An 18,236-nucleotide genomic window follows, 5' to 3' on the forward strand; every position below is an offset into this window, starting at 1 on the left:
GCCGGCGTCGTCGACGGCTAGGTGCCGCTGCTTCTTCAATAGTGTTCACGTGTCCACCTATTTAAGTGAACACGATGCTCCCAAGACTTTCACCGTGACTCAAGATGGGATGACCGGGCGCTTACGACTGACCATCTTTGTCGCACAAGTTAGCGTCGGCGCCGCGTTCCAGCAGCCAACTGATGACATTGGCGTCAGTCGTTTCATGCAACGCCGTTCGCCCGTTTTTCGACCTGGCATCCACATCATCGATCAACCCGAGTGCATGCAGTTCTTTAGCTTCCGACAGATTTCCATTTCGGCACAGCCGGCGAAAATCATGTTCGAATGCTACAGCCTCGTTCTTCGACAACCCCGCGCGCGCGGCTGCAATATCCGCCTTGCCGCTCGGTCTATCGCTAATCATCGCCTTGACCAGTTCCAACTGGCCGTGTGCAATGGCGATCGACAGAGGAGACTTCCCATTGCCCGCCCAACACGGGTCCGATCCCACCGTCAACAGTTCGCGCACCGTTGCGGCATCGCGCTTCTTGGCTGCATTCAGCAGGCGCTCATTGAGGCGGAGTTGATCGGACCTCAGTGCGCCAGCGTCCTCAAGCGACCGGACCACTGCCTGCCGGGTGGCGGTATGCTGGATTGCCTCAGCGTGGTCACGCGCGGTGCGCCCTCCGGCAGACTTCATATTCACGAGTTCGGGATATTGGTAGAGTCGCGCCCGAAACGCGTCCGTATTCTTGGTGTCACCCGCAATCTTTACCGCATCACGCAACGCATGGCCACGCTTTGGGCCAGATGTGAATATTCTCTTTTGCAACGTCTTGAAGAAGCCTGGGACGACTTGACTCCTCTCTTTGAGAGGCTGGAATGGTACGGGTCCCGAACCACTAGCCCCGGAAGAATTTGTTCGCCGGGGACTCGAATCCCCCTTTCCGAGAAATGCGACGATATTGGAGATGTCCTTCGAATATTGCTCCTGCAGTCGCTGCCCTTTGTTCGACCTGCAGAAAGGCTTGAGCGGACCGTCCACTTGCCCGTTGTATCGGGCACAGGACGATTGAACGCCGCCCGGGTCTCCGTCGCCGACTTTTTCGGGCTCGTGGACGCCGGGTTTGAAGAAGTCGGGGCGAATTGTATGCGCAAACTTTTCATGATGATCCAGCGAGTAATTGGAGCGCGCTGATGACGGCGACTACCGGCCCGGTCCCGGCCAACGCCTCGGCGCTGCCCTGCCAACTTCGATGACATAGCTCACACGGTCAGCAGATTCTCTGACACCACCGCTTCGAAATGGCCGCCTCGGTCCCAGATGACGATCCGTCGCGAGCCTTCCCCCGTCACCCCGAACTGGTCGTCGCCGGTGTGGTCGACTTGCCTCGATACGACGTGAATATGGAGCTTTGGCTGCACGACCTCCAGCCCGTTGATGAATGCCACAGCGGAATCCGCGGCAGGCCCGCCTGAAGGGATCATCTCGTTCGGTCCGATCAGGTTCGCCTGCATTAAATGCTTTCTCGTGGCGCCGGCCAAAATGGCCACTTGGTCCGGCACATTGGCGTCTCCGGATACGCTGTAATTCCGCAGTGCATGCTGCGCTAGCGCAATGAAAAAGCAATTATTGCTTTCGCCGCGTGCCGTTCCGTTGTTCTTGACAGCCACCATTCCGAGGTCATGCAAGACGGCGGCGATCTGCGCGTTACCTCGTTCTTGCGCCGCCATCGTAAACGCCGTGAGCTCCGCCAAATCGAATTGGCGGTCATCGGCGCACGGCGAGGCGGGCCCGAGCGATGCCGTCTCGGCTTCGGGCTCGAGCGAAGGAAGCGCGTGCAACCTTTGAACGAGCGCCTGCGTGGATATGCCCTCGTGGAGATCCCTGCTGGCCTTGCCTGCCATAGCGAGAACCCTTTGCTCCTCCGCTTCCAGCTCGGCGCGTTGCTCTGCCGACAACTCCAATCCGAGCGTCATCCATTTGTAGCACTCCAGCTGAACGTCCGTCATCAGGTCTTGCGGCTTAAGCGCCCCCTTGGTCCTGGCAATCGGATAGAGGATTCTCGGCACAGTCGATTCCTTCACCACGGCATCTTTCGCGCTGTCGCCGATCGGAACCTTCCGCGACTGCTCTCCAGGCTGGGCGTGCGGCCTGTGAAAATAGACAGGTAGGGTTTGAACTTGCTTCGGGCGCGTCTTACTCGTTTTCGGCGACCAACGGTCGAGTCCGGCAAGCGGTCCTGGATGATGGCTCAGCAGGTCAAACGAGCTGCTGTTCGCAGCGCCTTTTCGCGCATGTGCTCTCGCGCTCTCCCTGCTAGAGATACGCGGCAACCATTTGGAGATGTTTCGAAGATTCATGCTATGACTCGACTCGCCGGTTTTGACGTAGGGAGTGTAGAACCTTCGCAACCGATTGACGCATGGCTAACCGGCAAGCGCATGAGAAAGATGCGCGCTGCCATGCGAAACTTCGCGCCGAGCTACGTACGTTCCAACGCCAATTTCGACGACACGCCTGACATGCGACACCGCCACGAGCGCGGAATCGAGATGAAGGCAGATCTCACGGGCACGGCCCCTTCCGCGCCACCGTGCGTACGGTTCCGTACACGGTGGCTCGGACGGTTAACCGACTGGACTGTCCGAGGGAAGTCCAAGAGCACGTAGATACCGGGTTGGCAGTCAACAGATTGCGGGTATTCCGAACGGGCCGACCTAGTCTGCGAGCCCCATCGGGCTGAAGTTCCAGCGGTGCCAGTACAATCGCTTCCGCTTACAAGCGATGCCGCCAAGCGTGGCTTCTTACGGAGACATGCGCCATCGTCGGCGGCCTGTACGCTTTTACACGACCGGCTTCTGCCGGCTGCATGGGCGAGACGCGGCCTGATCGGGGCGTTCGAACCAAATCCCCGAATGGCCGCTCCTGAGCCGAAGAAAAACGCTCACCGCACGTACACAAGCAAAGCCGACTCGATGTATTCAATAACACCGATGGTCGTGCCGACTGAATTCATCCGAACTCCGGCCTTGAGAGCTTGCCTCACTCATCATGTTCTCGTCGGATACGTCGAAAACAGGTCGAAGTACGCGAAGCGGCGAGGCTCCGCCCACATCGGCTGGGTGGCTTCGAGATACGGCCGGTAGTAGGGCTTCGGCAGTTGCGTCTTCTCGAAATACTCGCGGCTCGGCCAGACTTCATAAAGCATGAAACGCGTTGGGTCCGCCGCGTCTTGCGCGTAATCGAGCGTCAGGCATTCCGGCTCCGCGACGACGGCCACGGCGACCTCCAGCAATGCCTCTTTGAACGCATCGACACTCTCGGGCTTGATGCGGAAGGTGACAAGCACGGCAATCACAGGCGGCCTCCTTTCAGATCAGCGTCAAGCCGCCGTCGATGTTCAGCGTCTGGCCCGTGATGTGGCCCGAGGCCGGCGACAGCAGCCATAGCGCAGCCTGTGCGACATCGTCGACGGTGGCAATCTTGCGCAGCGGATTGGATGCGCGGATGCCGGCGACGGTCGCCTCGTCGAACAGGCGCTCGGTCATCGGCGTGGCGACGTTGCCCGGGTTCACCGCATTGACGCGAACGCCCTGGGAACCGGCCTCCATCGCCGCGACACGTGTCAGCGCATCGACCGCTGCCTTGCTGGCGGTATAGATACCTGTCGACGGGAGGCCCAGCGAGACGAGGTTCGTTGACGTATTGACGATCGCGCCGCCGCCACGCCGTCTGAGCGCCGGCAATTCGTACTTCATGCTCAACCAGACGCCCTTGAGGTTGACGTCCATGACCCGGTTCCACGTTGCTTCGTCGAGCTCGTCGAGCGGGCCAAATTCGCCTTCGACGCCAGCGTTGTTGAACGCGTAGTCGACGCCGCCGTAGAGCGCTTCGGCGCGTTGCACGAGCCGTTGCATCTGGGTGGCATCCGACACGTCCGCCGGGATGAAGACGGCGTCGCCGCCGGCGGACGCGATCTCGGCAATGAGCGCGGCGCCCGCATCCTCGCGGGTGCCCGCTGCAATCACTTTGATGCCGTGCCTGGCGAACAGCATGGCGGCTGCACGGCCGATTCCTGAGGTGGCGCCGGTGATAATGGCGACTCGTTCGGTCAATGTCGTTGACATCAGCTTGCTTCCTGTGAGGACTGTTTGATCGAAAGCCGAGGAACGGGTTAGAAGAACTCGGCTGACGTCACTATAGAGATTCAGTAGCCGCTTCATAGCCCGAAAAATGGAAGGCGGTGTTGCGTTTTGATCAACACCGTGGGCTGCGCCGGATTGACGAGGGGGGCGCCTCGCGCGATCCTGCGCCGATGGACAATCTGAACGACCTGTACCTGCTCGTACGCGTGGTTGAGGCGCGCGGCTTCAGCGCGGCCGAGCGCGCAACAGGCATTGCAAAGTCGCGGCTGTCGCGCCGTATCACGGCACTCGAAGCGCGGTTGGGTGCCCGTCTCGTGAATCGGGACACTCACAGCTTCGACCTGACGCCGCTCGGTGAGACCGTGTACCGCCACGCTCGCAACATGGTCGCCGAGGCACAGAGCGTGCAGGCGGCGGTGGACGACGCGCTGGCGGAACCGTCGGGCGTGATGCGGGTCAACGCGTCGCTGTTAATGGGGGAATCGATTCTGAGCGGCCTGTTAGCCGAATTCGCTACGCGATATCCAAAGGTGCGATTTCACCTGACATTGACGAATCGCTACACCGACCTCATTGCAGAGGGGATCGACCTTGCGTTTCGCGCCGCCAGCGCGCCGCTGGAATCGGAAGACGTGGTCGCACGCGAGATCGCGCTTGCGCCGAATGTCCTCGTCTGCACCCCGGAACTGCTCGCACGTTGCGGCGATCCGGATGCTCCGGCAGCACTCTCGGCGTTGCCTTGTCTTGCGTATGGCACGGCGCACACGTTGCGTGACTGGCGCTTCATGTCGCCTGACAGCGAGCTGGTCGAGCACCGAGTCGAGCCGATCTTCATCGTGGACAACTTCGTCGCCCTGCGCGAGGCCGCACTGGCTGGTCTCGGCTTCGCGCAAATTCCACTCAACATCTGTGCGGTGCCGATCAAGGAAGGCAAGCTAGTCGAAGCCATGCGCGCCTGGCCATCTCAGGCGGCGAAGTACTATGCGATATACCCGAGCCGGCGCGGTACGGCGCCGGCGATCCGGATGTTGATCGAATTCGTCAAAGAGAAACTGGAGATTCAGTTTCGCAACGCTTCGCTTCGAGCGCATCAGTGAAGTGCACTACGCGCTCAAGACGCTCGTCTACACGATGATCAATTTTCTGCACTACTGCCAAAGCTGATCCTGGCCCACACGCCAATACGTCGCGCACCTTATCGCTGGCGCAACGCGTCGGGCCTGCGCTCGCCGATGCCACACGGTGTGAAACTTGGACCGGTGCGCGGGATCCACACATTGAGCTCGCACATCCAACCCGCCCGACGACAGCCCGAAGCGGTCGGGGTCTTTTTCGGAGGTCAGGGCGTATGCCGCTTTTTCGGGGAGCCGGACCGAACCTTGTCCATCGCATGCGGACGGTTGCCCCCAGAATGCTGGGCGCGGCGCATTGGCGAATGGCTTCACGTGGATCGCCGCCCGATCTTCAGCGCATGCTTCCCTGAACTGCCGGATCAACCAAACGCCGACTCGCCCATAACCCGAATCTCGATTGGCGAGTCGTCCGATTCATCCGGCTCCGAGCCGGAGCCGCGATCCTGCTCGCCGACTGCGGCGACAACCCGCTGCATGGTGTCCCATATCGCTTTTGCCGCCCTATCCGGAAAGTCGAGAACGGGCGTCATTGCCGTGACGATATGTTCGCCCGCTATCGTCAGGTAAGGCTTGAGAGACTGCTGAATCTCTTCGCTGGACAACGGCTCACCTCGGACATGCGCCTCCATCACTTTTTGCCCGAGCAGCTCGAATTTTTGACCGTCCGACGTCATGAAATTCGGAATCGCCATCCTCGCACCCAGCACCAGCAAATTGAGTGAAATCACTTCGGCTGACGTGTATAGGACATTCCTGGGAATTTGTAGCGCGCCCTGAAAAATAGCGGCTGCCACGGTCTGCCTCAACGCCACCGGAATCGCCCCTAGCCCGGCCGCAACCGCCAGCGCCTTCAGGCACAGGCTCAAACCTACGGAAAAGCGCGTCGAGGTCTCGACCATGCCGGCGACATAGTGCTCCAGACTGACGCCCTCCGGCGGCCCCGCCATTACCTTGGCGTCGATCATCCGCAGCAATTCTTCCCGCAGAGCCGCCCGCTTCTCGTTCACTTCCAGCGCAAGCCCGGTTGAACTGAACAGGATGGCAAATACCGACGTCACTACGTCGAGCACGACATCCAGGCCGCCGATGCCGGTCGACATGTAACTTCTCAAATTGCTGGGAAACGCCGCCAGAGATGCAGAGATACCCGAACTGAGCGCTTGTCCAAACCGCTTCGACAACGGCTGTTTCTCCTCGCCGCTGATGTCGTCCTTCGAATCCAGGTAGTTCACCGTGTCGAGCACCTCGGGAACGAACGGCGAGGCAGAGTCGGTCAAGGCTTTGAGCGCGGCGGCAACTTGCGGCGACAAATTCAGCGACTCGATCATCGCCTTGATGCGCTGCCCTGCGAACTCCATACCGGTGCTGATACTGCCGGTAACGACAATGGCCTTCCCCAAGCCTTTCAAATCAAAGTTCTTCTTACCGGCACGCTGCAAAATGGCAACCGCAGCGAGCTTCGCCCTCAAGTCTGCATCGGCCGGATGGCCATCGCCTCGCAGCAAGAGCGAACTCAAGTATTCGCACGGATGCTGCGAGCCCGCGTCGTTTGTCTCTATCTTGGCGCTCTCGCCGAACGCGCCCCGCCCCCGCTCCAGGATCTGCAGGAGTATCGCAGTCGTGATGTTCGGGTCGACTTTTCGCTTTGTCTCGATCTCACCGGCGCGATTGCGGACGCTGACTGTGTGGACCACAGCGAGTTGATCCGTGAGTGTTCATATGCCTCGGCGAACTTGGGGTCCCGAGCGTACGAAAAATCCTCGTACGAGTCGAGTGAGTTTGCGCTTGCCTGTTGCCCGGCTACCTGCGTCGCATCGCAGGGGAATTCGACATTGAGGCTCGAGGCAGGAATCGAATGCGAGTCGGCTACCGAAGGCCGCCGAGTCGAAAGCCTTTCCGGGAGCGAAGCGTGCTGGGGCTGCGCGTCACCAACGCGTGAATCAGGCGTTGTCTGACGCAGAGCAGGCGGCATTGGCTTTAGTCCGGTCAGGTCGGGAGACGCCGGCTCAGGTCGTGCCGCCACGGGCAACGACGTCTCGCCGCCTGGCACGGAGGAGATGGTGGACTCAGTTACCCGCGTCGACGAACATGGAACTGCCGGAAATGCACCTGTGAATGCTTTGGATGAAAACATGATTGACTCGTTGGCAGTGACTCGTGGGCAAGCAGCGGCTCTCGGCCGATGACATGCCACTTCGCTGACGGCCTATAAAAGGTCGAAGCACGCATTCTCCCGGACATTAGATGCATGAGCACTCACGCATCCGTAGTTGTGACGCAAATACCGAAGCGCCCGAGTATGGCACTTCGAAAGGATGGGCGTGTTCGACAGCCGGCCAGCCTTGCTTCGCGCTACACGCTGCAACTGCGCATCGCCAGACATACCGCAATCGCAAATCGGGAAGAATGCTCGCCGTTGATCGGACCGTTCGAGTGGGTCGAGGACACAGCGAGTAACCAGTCGAAAGCTACCGCCCGCGGGCGGAAGATGGCCACGCGTCAACGATGTTCTCATCCATGTCACTCGATCGTACCTTTGGGTCCCCCGCTTCCCGCTCAGCCGTACACGTGCCCGGCTCATCCAACTTCTCGGTGGCGATAGTGGCGCTGGCGGCCCGCATCCCTTCGCTTCGCTCATCAAACCATCGCATCGCACCGGACGTCTTGCCACGTCCGGCACTTCATGTAACATCTGCACCTTCAATCGACCACCCTCTGGACTTACTCGAAGCCCCGCAAACCAGTCGATGATCACATTCGTGGGCTCGCGCCGTGCCGAAAGTTCGGCGCTCCCGGCCGGTGTGATTCGCCGACGATTCGTCTCGTTGCACGAAAGCCTTGCGCTGCGAAGCCGACGCCTGCAAACAGGTGTTGGTTAATCCAAGTCTTGCACGAGGCACGGGTCAAGAGGTTGTTCGCGAGGGCGTGCGTGGGGCCTTTATTCCCGTGGCCCGCTTCCTTTCTGCGATTTTTCTTCATCGACCACAATGCCCGCATACCGTTCCAAAACCTCCACCGCCGGCCGCAACATGGCAGGTGCGCGCTCCCTCTGGCGCGCCACCGGCATGAAAGACGAAGACTTTGCCAAGCCCATCATCGCTGTCGTCAACTCGTTCACCCAGTTCGTGCCCGGCCACGTGCACCTGAAGGACCTCGGTCAACTCGTTGCGCGCGAAATCGAAGCCGCGGGTGGCGTGGCCAAGGAATTCAACACGATCGCCGTTGACGACGGCATCGCCATGGGTCACGACGGCATGCTCTATTCGCTGCCGAGCCGCGACATCATCGCGGATTCTGTCGAATACATGGTCAATGCGCACTGCGCCGACGCCATGGTGTGCATCTCGAACTGCGACAAGATCACCCCGGGCATGCTCATGGCCGCCATGCGCTTGAACATTCCGGTGATCTTCGTTTCCGGCGGCCCGATGGAAGCGGGCAAGACGCGCCTCGCGAACCCTGTCACGAAGGCTATCGAGATCAAGAAACTCGACCTGATCGACGCCATGGTGATGGCCGCCGACAGCAAGTACTCCGACGCCGAAGTGGCCGAGGTGGAGCGCTCCGCCTGCCCGACCTGCGGCTCGTGCTCGGGCATGTTCACAGCCAATTCGATGAACTGCCTGACCGAGGCGCTGGGCCTTTCTCTGCCCGGCAACGGCACCGTCGTGGCCACGCACGCCGACCGCGAGCAGCTCTTCAAGCGCGCTGGCCACCTTATCGTGGAGCTGGCCCGCCAGTACTATGAACAGGAAGACGAGCGCGTGCTGCCGCGCTCTGTGGGCTTCGAGGCGTTCGAAAACGCCATGACGCTCGACATCGCCATGGGCGGCTCGACCAACACCATCCTGCATCTGCTGGCGATCGCGCAGGAAGCCGGCATCGACTTCACCATGGGTGACATCGACCGCCTTTCGCGCGTCGTGCCGCAACTGTGCAAGGTTGCGCCCAACACGAACAAGTACCACATCGAAGACGTGCACCGCGCGGGCGGCATCATGGCGATCCTCGGCGAGCTGGAGCGCGCCGGCAAGCTGCACACCGACGTGCCCACCGTGCATGCGCCGACGCTCAAGGATGCGTTGGAGCAGTGGGATATCGTCCGCAATGTCGACGACGCCGTGAAGACGTTCTACATGGCCGGCCCCGCCGGCATTCCCAGCCAGGTGGCGTTCAGCCAGAGCACGCGCTGGCCGGGCCTCGATACGGATCGCGCCGCAGGCTGCATCCGCTCGTCTGAGCACGCGTTCTCGAAGGAAGGCGGCCTTGCCGTGCTGACGGGCAACATCGCGCTCGACGGCTGCGTGGTGAAGACGGCCGGTGTGGACGACAGCATCCTCGTGTTCGAGGGCACAGCACACGTGACCGAGTCGCAGGACGAGGCGGTGGAAAACATCCTCGCCGACAAGGTCAAGGCCGGCGATGTGGTGATCGTGCGCTACGAAGGCCCCAAGGGCGGCCCCGGCATGCAGGAAATGCTCTACCCGACGAGCTATATCAAGTCGAAGGGCCTCGGCAAGGTGTGCGCGCTGCTGACCGACGGCCGCTTCTCGGGCGGCACCTCGGGTCTCTCGATCGGCCACTGCTCGCCCGAAGCCGCGGCAGGCGGCGCAATTGGCCTCGTGCATGACGGCGACAAGATCCGCATCGATATTCCCAACCGCACGATCAACGTGCTGGTGTCGGACGAGGAACTGGCGCGCCGCCGCGAAGATCAGAACGCCAAGGGATGGAAGCCGGCAAAGCCGCGTCCGCGCAAGGTGTCGGCGGCGCTGAAGGCCTATGCGAAGCTGGTAATGTCGGCGGACAAGGGCGCAGTGCGCGATCATTCGCTGCTGGACGACTGATGCCATGAAAGTGCTTTGGTCAAACTGATGGACATGGCGTGTGCCGTCCGGATGCGATAAGGCATCCTTATCGGATCGCTCCGAAGCGGTCCGCGCCGTCCCAGTCCTGCCAGGCCTTTTCGCTGTCGAATGCATGAAGGCGTTTCAAAGCGGCACGTGGTAAGTGTAAGTGGGGTAATCGTCATTTTCGTGCATGTATCCGGCATGGGCGATCGCCGAAGCACGCCCGCTGCCTCGATGAGATCCACGCACCCGGTCCTCAGCACAATCGCGGCTTGCCGCCAGTGGCAGCCGGCACGATAAACAGGATTCAGGGTGCTGGTTCAACCTATTTTGTCATCGTATCGACAAGCTTCGCAAAACTGGGTGGTACGACTATGCACGAAGAGTCGGGCGATCGGTCAGGAAGTAGAGCTCGATCGGTGATCTCTTTACAGAGCGTCGAGTGCTTCATGTACGACTACTCAAGGCCGCGATTAAGTCGATGCGCTCCTCGATCACCTTCAGGTGCTGCAACAGTCGGTGAGCGGTGTCCGGCAAAACGACGTCAGCTCGTCCAAGCGCTGATGTTTTGATCTGGATACCGGGATTCAAGTGAATCGGCCCGATGTCGACGTCTGGAACAGGCGGCATCTGCGAGCTCGCAGACTGGATTATCGGCGCATCGGCGACTGGTTCATATTGGCGTCGGCGGCAATAGATACCAATATCCATCCCTTGGCTTGCAAATTATCGAGGTCGATATAGATGTATCCGACAGTTAGTCCCATCCGTAAGCACTTCGCCCTGCCCTGGCACGGGATAAAAGCGGCGACATAAATCCAGTATCAACATGTCGCCTCCATCAATTTGCCGAAGTCGCGACGATCACTATCGACTGTCTGGATCTCGTTACATCGGTCACTCGTGTAATCGTGGAATGCGCCACGCCCAGTTTGCCATCCCTGTTTGATCGCACCGCAACCGCCGTCAGACACCTCTCGCCTGCGCGTCCTTCAGGGCATTGTCGCGGGCGTCATTCAATATCTGGACCTGTATTTTGGCCATCCGCTTCCCGAATTCTTCCTGCGCTCGATGCGAATCCGGATGGTAAAGCGGGACCTTTGCCCGGTAAGCACCCATGATCTCCTGGCTGCTTGCGTTCTCAGGCACTCCCAGTATCTTATGCCACGGCTGGCCGGGCTTCAGGTAGGGGACGTCACTGCCCGGCATCTTGCCCGGCGCAAGCATGCTCGTCCCCTCGTTGTTGCTTACGCCCGGCACCGTCAGACCCTGTTGCGTACGGGGCGTCTTCTCTAGACTGGGCCGCTCTTCTCCCTTTACGTGAAAATTGACGGAATTGCGGTGATACCAGAAGTAAGTCTGCGGCCGCGTATCACGTTGCGTTTCCTGCAAAGCCGCACCGACTTCGTCGTCCGCGTTGTCGACTCGCGTTCTCTGAGGAATGCTGGATTGCGGAGTTTGCCTCGGCGGAACACGCTTTGGCTCGCGGGAGTTCGGCGAAGCGGTCTTACTGGCTGCATTGGTATTACCCTCGCTCGAGAGCAGCTCGCCAGAGGAGCCCTCCCCAATGCGCATGAATTGCCGGCCAATCCGTTTTGAAGGAATTGAAGGAGATTCTTCCGACGTCCCTGGAAATGCTGGAGATTGCTGTGCGTCTGATGTCGCAGAATAAGCGGCCTCGAGATCTATAGTGTCTGGGAGGATATTCACCCCGAAGGTCACGTCGCAGTATGTTTCAAGCCATTCCGTAGGAGACTCATTGTCCGCGCGTATGTCTTCGTGGAACCCGGTATTCAGCAGTTCGTCTTCTACTACGCAAAATACCTGCGCTTTCGTACGTTGAGCCGTTTGAAATTTTTCGATTGTCGTGTTGCGGGGGGAGAACCCAGTCGCGATACGCTTTTCAAAAACTGGAAGTTCCGAAAATGGGCCGCCCTTGCGCGCGCTCGATATTGTCGTCGCCGTAGTTTTTTGCTGGCCAGGATACGGCGAGTTCTGCGCATCGGACTCGGCGCTCGGAGATCTGCTGACGGTGGATGTTTTGCTGGATGGGGGTAGACGATACATGGTTCGATACCTCAAAGTTCGCGACTAATGCAATTGCTCGCAGCGTAGCAGACACATCGGCCATGCTGATGTAACCAACCGTTTTTCGCATGACCAGATGTTCAAACCCGCCGTTCGCTTCGCATGGATGTATCTCGCTTCGCGCTGCTCTGGTTCAAGGGATGTTCAGTGCGCCGAGTTGGTTTCGTTGTGGTAAGGCGGGCTGCTGTGCTCCTGGCGCGTTATGCGAGCGATGCCACCATAATTCATCATTTCCCTGTACCGAAAGCAGATAAGCAATGCCTCGGCGGACCGATCCAGACTCGGATTCCCCAAAATGCCATCTGCGCGAGCAACGGCCAAGCTGTGAAGTTTGACGCGATCTCGCCTCCGTTAGTGCCAGTCAGGCGTGGGGCGATATGGCTGTCGCTTGTTTCGCCCCAGCCGCCATCGGCGTTTTGCTGCGCGCAAAGCCACGTGAGTGCGCGGGCAATGTACGGCTGCTTCGGATCCCCACCAGCGGGCGCGAGGCCCCCCCGCTGCGCGCCCCGTCACACCAAAACACAGTCGCACGCGGCCCGATACGTCCTCGGTGGGCGGATCGAGCAAAGCATCGTGGTCCGCGAAGGCGTAGAGCGAAGGAAAGTTGTCACCGAAAACGAAGTAAATTAGTCAACACCCGTCGCCGCCGAGGCAGAATCTACCCGCCATGCGATTGTGGAAACGGCGTGCGATCGGGAGCGGTTGCCGGGCGGGGCTTGCACCCGCTGGAAAGCGCCACCTTTTCACGGTGCACACCCGTTTCGGACATTCAGGTAGCAACTACGAGCGTCCAGTCCTCGGCCACTATGAGTCACTCGAACTGGCGCGGAGGGCGTTGTCAGTGCCGAGGCATCTGTGCCGCCTTGGATACCACACGGACAGGCACCACGTCATCTCGGCCTCGTAGGCGCGCCGCAATTTGTGGCAGGCCTGCGGCTGAAACGCGGGCATGCTCGAAGACCTGTTCTGAGACAATCGCCTCGCAACCGACCTCCTTTGTCAACTGCTCAAGTCGCGAGGCCACGTTCAATGAGTCACCAATTGCAGTGAAGGTGACATGCTCACGAAAACCAATCTCACCCATCACCGCCCGGCCGCAATGCAATCCAATGCCAAACCGGATTTTCGTTTGCAGTTGCTGCTCGAGCGCAGCGTTGATTTCTTCAATATTGGCAGCCACCAACGGCACCGCGCCGAGCGCCTGACGACAGGCAGTGGACGGCTCGCAGCTTAAGCCAAATATCGCGAGCACTGCGTCCCCCCAGGAACTGGTTTGGCAGGCCGCCCCCCTGGACTACCGCGGAGCTGACCGCACTCAGGAAGCGACCGACCACGAATATGCTGTCGAACGGCAATTGTGCCGCCGCAAGCCTTGTCGAATTGCGCATATCCACGAACATGAACGCCGCGAATCGCTCTTGCGGCATGACGTCCCGCTGGCTCCGTTGCAGGAAGGCCGCTGGCGCTGCCGGTGGCACCAATGGCCACACGGAGAGATCATGGATCTGCCGCGACTGACAGGCCAGGCGCACTGTCCGCGGATCAACTCCCAGCCGTTCCAAAACGCGTGCATCGGGCGCGGCCACCGCAGCTGCTGGCATGGGGAACGCCGGCGATGCGGCTAGCCTCGAGTACCGAAAATCCGAGCGGCGCGAATATCTTGCGCCCGTCCGGATAGAGAACGCACAGTCGCCCGCCCCGGCGCTCCCGCACCGTACGCACCAGCAGCGCGGCGAGCACCAGCAGCAGCGCCCCACCATCGAAGAACAAAAAGTCGTTGCGCAGCCTGGCGAGCCAAAGGTTTTGCGATCCCGTTCCAATGATCGCCGGCCGGATCGCCGCGGCACGCCACACAGGGTCCTGCGCGAGCGCGATCACTTCGCGTCCGCCCTGTAAGAAGCCCAGCAGCGCGAGCACCGGGAGCAGGACGGCAACACTCAGCAGCACGCTCCGCCACGCCCCGAACCAGGGTTTCAGTCGCAACCAGAACCAGATGCCATAACACCCATGCAGCCAGGCCACCACCAACAGTATCAACTGCACGCGGCCGAAGAACGGTGAATCGACCCCGAACGAGTACAGCAACTGCGCGTAACCCTTGTTCAGGCCGGACTCGGCAAAGGCGACCCGCGTATTCACAACATGGTTTGCTAGCAGCGGCGGTATGCACAAGCCGAGAACAAGTTGCGCCACCTGACCCGGAGTCCAGTGCACTGAGCGCCGTTCGTACAAAGCCCACAGACCCAGGAAGAAATGCGTCACCAGCACGCCGTACAGAACGGCCGTTCTAAACCATCCCTGCCAGATGAACTTCTGCACAAGCAGATCTCGCTCAAGCCATGCGAGCGAGATATTCCCCAGCGAGCGATTCAGGAGATGCGTGCCCACGTAAGTGAACAGCACCAGTCCCGTGATCAGCCGGACCGATCTCAAACCCGTCGGCCGCAACCATTGACGATAGGGAAAGTGCTTCGATTGCATCTGACGGAATACCAAAGGCCGGGCCGACTAGTTCGTGCTACATGCGGTGACGGCGCCCTGAATTTCTCGCGTGCAAATGCGGGGCGATTCCGACAGTCCGGAGGACATTGTGGCATGGAAGGTCGGTTGATCCCTTCGCGAGCGCCGCCAGAGATGAATTCGGGCAGCTCGGCTGCCGCTGGTTGGGTGTTAGCCGTCGCAAGGAGAAAGTAGTGGCCCGTCTACGTATTGACAAGTTGCGCGCAGGAGATGTTCTTTTCGTCAAAAGTCACGGCAAAGGCAGCGACCTCATCGCGAAGGCCACGGGCGGCCCCTACTCATACGCAGCCCTCTACGCGGATGGCATTCGCCTGTTTGAGGCGCTGACAACGGGAGTTGCGTACACGCGTCTTCCACTGATGAAGGTGGAAGTGCACGACGATGGCGTTTGGCGCCGGTTTTGGGACATCACGGCATATGAACGCATGGATGTATTGCGCGTACCCGAAATTGCTCGTCCCAGCGACTAAGGGACCGATGCATTCCGACAACGATTCTCCGACCTTCTCTGGGAGTACAACGGCCTGGACTACTCCAAGCTCACGAGGCTGCTCCCATCGACAGAATCGCATGCAAGGAATCCCCACCGTTCTGAAGACGACGACGCTGGCGTTGAGCCGGACTGACGGTAGCGTGCAATTCGCACAGGGCCCGGACGTTAAGCCGACGCAAGATGCGGCATACTGGGATCGAGTCACCGTCGGCTTCGATTTCGACGAGGGCGATCGGGCGGCCCCCGCTCAATACAACAAGGTGATGTGGTCCGGCATCACGGGCAAGACACCGTATCCGGTGCCGGCTCGCAGTCAGGACCCTGTCTAGACGATAATTATTGAGCCATCGAGATGTGTGCGGGGCACCGATGCGCCGCGCACACATAGCCCCGGTTACCGATCGAACGATGCGATCTGGCCCGTGCGGTCGTCGAGAAACAGACGTCCCGCACGCGGGTCATGGTCAAAATCGAAGAAACCGTTCAACGACCCCGCGACCGCATCGGCGGAACCGCCGCCAATAGGCTGCAAGTTCCAGTTGTCTTCGACGAAACGAATGATCGAGGACTGGTCCGTCACTTTATGGTCGATGTAGTTGGTCCTGGCCCACGGCGATATCACCAGCAGCGGCAGCCGGGGGCCGTAGCCGCAGCGCCCGTTCTGGGTACCGCTTGCAGGATCGTTGGCCTTTGGCTGACCGCAGTTTCCGGGCGGGAGAAGCTGGTCATCCAGCACGTTGGACTGGAACACGACGGGGCCCATCACGTGGTCATACCATCCATCCGAGTCGTCGTAGGCGACGATGACTGCAGTCTCACGCCACTCCGGTGAATGCATGACGGTATTGATCACATCGACGATGAACATCTGCTCGTCCAGCGGATCCGAATATCCGGCGTGGCCATCCTGGAACGCTCGTGCTTTGAGGAAGCTCACCGCCGGCAGGTTGTGATGCGCGATCGCCGTGTAGAACCGATTCAAGTCGTATTGATGATTGGCCTGATCCATCTTGCCAATCGCGGCATCGGAACTCGGCGGCAGGTGCTGCGGATTTTGCGTACTCTTCCAATACTGAAAAAACGCGTGATGGGGGATGTAGTCGACGACGCTGGCACCGGCGACGTTGTTATGGGTCGCCGCGCAGTCGTCGAAGCCTCCCATGAACGCGCCCCAGGTAAGACCAGCAGAATTCAACCGATCGCCGATGTTCTCACCTGACATCGTGATCTGAGTGCGCTTGCGATCGGAGCACTTGTCGCCGGCCGGATCCGGATCGCCAATGACCGCTCCGCTGGTGCCGCCGTTGGCAATGTTGCCGCTCGTCAAAATGTTGTTAGTGATCGTTCCCATGTAAGTCGTGCCAGCCACGAGGTTGAGAAGACCGGGCGTTGACGGACCGAAGCTCGTCCCGAACGAGTTGTCACTCATCGCGTAGTGCTGTGCATAGTTCCACAGCGCCGTGACGGTGTTGCCGTCGTAGTAGCCCAGTGTACTGTTCGGACCGAGAATCGCATCATTGCAACTGTGCGTGAGGAAGCGATCCATCAGTCCGCCGTGAAACGCGAACTGTTCGTCGCTGTAGCCGTGATCCTGATCGCAGGTCACGGGTACGCTGCGGTCAATCCGGAACGGATTCTGGCCGTTGGGATTATTGGTCAGCAAGCCCGCGCTCAATAGCGTATTTGGCCTTGGCGTATCTTCCTTCGGGTCGCCAAAGTAGCGCGTGCCATCCGTGTTTGGTTTCGCGTGCGGATAGGTGCCGAAGTAGTGATCGAAGGAGACGTTCTCCTGAAAGATCACGACGATGTGTTTGATAGGCGTTCTGGTGGAAGATTCACTATCTGGACGGGCGGGTGTTGAGAGCAGCAGCCCACTGCTCACCGCGGTCACCAACAATGCGGCAAAGGCAATTCGTTTGGGTTTCGGTGTTTCCACGTTCGTACTCCTTCAGATTCATTGCCATTCGACAGGATTGATCCGTCAAGCGATTCGTTGAGGAGGATACGGCGGTCAGATCGAGAAACTGCAAGAGAACCAACTTGAGAAACTTGGGTCAGCGTAGTCAGGTGAAATGGCATTTTGGTGAAGCTGCTTCAATTTTTTGCGTACCCCGTCTTCACAGCGTGGGGCGGTGGCAGTCAAATGTCAGATCAATCCTCGTCTAGCCATTGCGTGTACAAGTGTCGTGCAGGAACGGTTCGTCGGGAGGCTTTGGTACGGCACTGTCAACCTGGCTGACTTCGTCGATGACGATCCATAACGCACTGCGGCTCAGAAGCCAGTCGACGGAGTTTGGGTGACGTTGGTAATTTCGCGCCACGCGACAAACCGGGCCGCGAGGTGTTTGCGGCAGAGAGAAGCGCGCAGCAAATGTCGTTTCATTGCGAAGTGCTGCCGGATCGGACCGAAGCTCGACAGGAAGGCCTGCGTACGCTTCGGGTCGCGAAAGCCTCGCATGCGCCGTTCGCGCTCCCTTATGGGCGGATGGCTATTCACCGCCCGATTGTTGATACGGGCCGCAGCCTTGACGAACACATGCTTCACGTTCAGCAGTTCCGGGATGTCGGCTCTCGCCGCCGGATAGCTGCGCCATTGATCGGTGAAGACCTTGCGGGGCACCGGCTTCGAACGCAGCACCCGCTTGAAAAAACGTTTAGCGCAGTTCCAAGCCCTGGTCGTAGGTAAGGCTCTGGCGCAGAGGGGCAGCGATCGAATTCAGCTTGGCGGTGAAGCCCGCCAGGGCCGAAGCAGCGGTGGCGTCTTCCATCTTTGCCAGTAGCACCAGGCGACTGGTGCGCTCAACACAATCTGCAGACAATTCGATCTTACCTATTTTCGAACCGGCATCAAAGCAATGCATCGCCTCCCGACGATCAAGCCCACCAACGAGATTTGTTTATGGAGGTGGGAATATCGCGTGCACAAAAATTACTTTATCCCCGGTCGTGGACGACCTCGCGCAGTCCTGCGATCAATGCTCTATCGTCTTTCGACGTTTCTCAAACTCTGCCACGTCGCTG

General features: G+C 59.8%; 14 protein-coding genes and 4 pseudogenes. 5 read left to right on the plus strand and 13 right to left on the minus strand.

The annotated features are described in order from the left end of the window. Positions 1-121: 121 nt before the first annotated feature. From AB3X96_RS24145 to AB3X96_RS24160, 4 genes are all read right to left on the minus strand, one after another. The gene (locus tag AB3X96_RS24145) at positions 122-769 is read right to left on the minus strand and encodes a hypothetical protein (RefSeq protein WP_368591719.1); all 648 of its coding nucleotides are present in this window, start codon (positions 767-769) and stop codon (positions 122-124) included. A gap of 479 nt (positions 770-1,248) precedes the next feature. Next, positions 1,249-2,346 carry a hypothetical protein gene (locus AB3X96_RS24150; protein WP_368591720.1) on the minus strand — a complete coding sequence of 366 codons (1,098 nt, stop codon included), beginning with the start codon at positions 2,344-2,346 and terminating at the stop codon, positions 1,249-1,251. A 689-nt stretch (positions 2,347-3,035) separates the two neighbouring features. Next, a complete protein-coding gene (locus AB3X96_RS24155) occupies positions 3,036-3,344 on the minus strand; it encodes a putative quinol monooxygenase (protein ID WP_368591721.1) in 309 nt (102 codons plus the stop codon). 13 nt (positions 3,345-3,357) lie between these two features. Next, the gene (locus tag AB3X96_RS24160) at positions 3,358-4,209 is read right to left on the minus strand and encodes an SDR family NAD(P)-dependent oxidoreductase (RefSeq protein WP_368591722.1); all 852 of its coding nucleotides are present in this window, start codon (positions 4,207-4,209) and stop codon (positions 3,358-3,360) included. 92 nt (positions 4,210-4,301) lie between these two features. Here AB3X96_RS24160 and AB3X96_RS24165 point away from each other — a divergent pair. Both AB3X96_RS24165 and AB3X96_RS24170 read left to right on the plus strand, forming a co-directional pair. Beyond that, positions 4,302-4,478 (plus strand): annotated as a pseudogene (locus AB3X96_RS24165) (LysR family transcriptional regulator); the annotation flags it as partial. A gap of 36 nt (positions 4,479-4,514) precedes the next feature. Next, positions 4,515-5,228: a substrate binding domain-containing protein gene (locus AB3X96_RS24170; RefSeq protein WP_368591867.1), complete on the plus strand. Its 714-nt coding sequence runs from the start codon at positions 4,515-4,517 to the stop codon at positions 5,226-5,228. A gap of 395 nt (positions 5,229-5,623) precedes the next feature. Here the strand turns inward: AB3X96_RS24170 and AB3X96_RS24175 are convergent, their stop codons facing one another. Next, the gene (locus tag AB3X96_RS24175; protein ID WP_368591723.1) at positions 5,624-6,958 is read right to left on the minus strand and encodes a hypothetical protein; all 1,335 of its coding nucleotides are present in this window, start codon (positions 6,956-6,958) and stop codon (positions 5,624-5,626) included. 1,293 nt (positions 6,959-8,251) lie between these two features. On the opposite strand from AB3X96_RS24175, the gene ilvD reads away from it, so the two are divergent. Then, complete coding sequence (ilvD, locus tag AB3X96_RS24180; protein WP_368591724.1) at positions 8,252-10,111, plus strand: dihydroxy-acid dehydratase; 1,860 nt, start codon at positions 8,252-8,254, stop codon at positions 10,109-10,111. A 450-nt stretch (positions 10,112-10,561) separates the two neighbouring features. Here the strand turns inward: ilvD and AB3X96_RS24185 are convergent, their stop codons facing one another. From AB3X96_RS24185 to AB3X96_RS24205, 5 genes and pseudogenes are all read right to left on the minus strand, one after another. After that, positions 10,562-10,825 carry a hypothetical protein gene (locus tag AB3X96_RS24185; RefSeq protein WP_368591725.1) on the minus strand — a complete coding sequence of 88 codons (264 nt, stop codon included), beginning with the start codon at positions 10,823-10,825 and terminating at the stop codon, positions 10,562-10,564. A 255-nt stretch (positions 10,826-11,080) separates the two neighbouring features. Next, positions 11,081-12,181 carry a DnaJ domain-containing protein gene (locus AB3X96_RS24190; RefSeq protein WP_368591726.1) on the minus strand — a complete coding sequence of 367 codons (1,101 nt, stop codon included), beginning with the start codon at positions 12,179-12,181 and terminating at the stop codon, positions 11,081-11,083. Positions 12,182-12,335: 154 nt separating this feature from the next. Then, a pseudogene (locus AB3X96_RS24195) lies at positions 12,336-12,787 on the minus strand (hypothetical protein); the annotation flags it as partial. Between the two features lie 253 nt (positions 12,788-13,040). Further along, positions 13,041-13,454 carry an adenylate/guanylate cyclase domain-containing protein gene (locus AB3X96_RS24200; RefSeq protein ID WP_368591727.1) on the minus strand — a complete coding sequence of 138 codons (414 nt, stop codon included), beginning with the start codon at positions 13,452-13,454 and terminating at the stop codon, positions 13,041-13,043. Positions 13,455-13,744: 290 nt separating this feature from the next. Continuing rightward, the gene (locus tag AB3X96_RS24205; RefSeq protein ID WP_368591728.1) at positions 13,745-14,683 is read right to left on the minus strand and encodes a hypothetical protein; all 939 of its coding nucleotides are present in this window, start codon (positions 14,681-14,683) and stop codon (positions 13,745-13,747) included. Positions 14,684-14,895: 212 nt separating this feature from the next. Here AB3X96_RS24205 and AB3X96_RS24210 point away from each other — a divergent pair, with 212 nt between their 5' ends. Beyond that, positions 14,896-15,192, plus strand: coding sequence for a hypothetical protein (locus AB3X96_RS24210; protein WP_368591729.1), 297 nt, complete (start codon positions 14,896-14,898; stop codon positions 15,190-15,192). A gap of 100 nt (positions 15,193-15,292) precedes the next feature. Then, positions 15,293-15,544, plus strand: coding sequence for a hypothetical protein (locus AB3X96_RS24215; RefSeq protein WP_368591730.1), 252 nt, complete (start codon positions 15,293-15,295; stop codon positions 15,542-15,544). 65 nt (positions 15,545-15,609) lie between these two features. On the opposite strand, the gene AB3X96_RS24220 is transcribed toward AB3X96_RS24215, so the two are convergent. The 3 genes and pseudogenes from AB3X96_RS24220 to AB3X96_RS24230 form a co-directional block, all read right to left on the minus strand. After that, positions 15,610-17,151, minus strand: coding sequence for a phospholipase C (locus AB3X96_RS24220; protein WP_368591731.1), 1,542 nt, complete (start codon positions 17,149-17,151; stop codon positions 15,610-15,612). A gap of 336 nt (positions 17,152-17,487) precedes the next feature. Beyond that, positions 17,488-17,874, minus strand: a pseudogene (locus tag AB3X96_RS24225) (DDE-type integrase/transposase/recombinase); the annotation flags it as partial. 1 nt (position 17,875) lies between these two features. After that, positions 17,876-18,019: pseudogene (locus AB3X96_RS24230) on the minus strand (IS30 family transposase); the annotation flags it as partial. Positions 18,020-18,236: the final 217 nt, after the last annotated feature.

Origin of the sequence: Paraburkholderia sp. BR13439 (assembly GCF_040948805.1) — a bacterium.
Taxonomy (GTDB): Bacteria; Pseudomonadota; Gammaproteobacteria; order Burkholderiales; family Burkholderiaceae; genus Paraburkholderia; species Paraburkholderia youngii.

Excerpts from the sequence above, each read along its gene's own strand:
- AB3X96_RS24150 (WP_368591720.1), bottom strand. The coding sequence starts at position 2,346 with ATGAATCTTCGAAACATCTCCAAATGGTTGCCGCGTATCTCTAGCAGG.
- AB3X96_RS24160 (WP_368591722.1), bottom strand. The coding sequence starts at position 4,209 with ATGAAGCGGCTACTGAATCTCTATAGTGACGTCAGCCGAGTTCTTCTA.
- AB3X96_RS24170 (WP_368591867.1), top strand. The coding sequence starts at position 4,515 with ATGGTCGCCGAGGCACAGAGCGTGCAGGCGGCGGTGGACGACGCGCTG.
- ilvD (WP_368591724.1), top strand. The coding sequence starts at position 8,252 with ATGCCCGCATACCGTTCCAAAACCTCCACCGCCGGCCGCAACATGGCA.
- AB3X96_RS24185 (WP_368591725.1), bottom strand. The coding sequence starts at position 10,825 with ATGGATATTGGTATCTATTGCCGCCGACGCCAATATGAACCAGTCGCC.
- AB3X96_RS24190 (WP_368591726.1), bottom strand. The coding sequence starts at position 12,181 with ATGTATCGTCTACCCCCATCCAGCAAAACATCCACCGTCAGCAGATCT.
- AB3X96_RS24205 (WP_368591728.1), bottom strand. The coding sequence starts at position 14,683 with ATGCAATCGAAGCACTTTCCCTATCGTCAATGGTTGCGGCCGACGGGT.
- AB3X96_RS24215 (WP_368591730.1), top strand. The coding sequence starts at position 15,293 with ATGCAAGGAATCCCCACCGTTCTGAAGACGACGACGCTGGCGTTGAGC.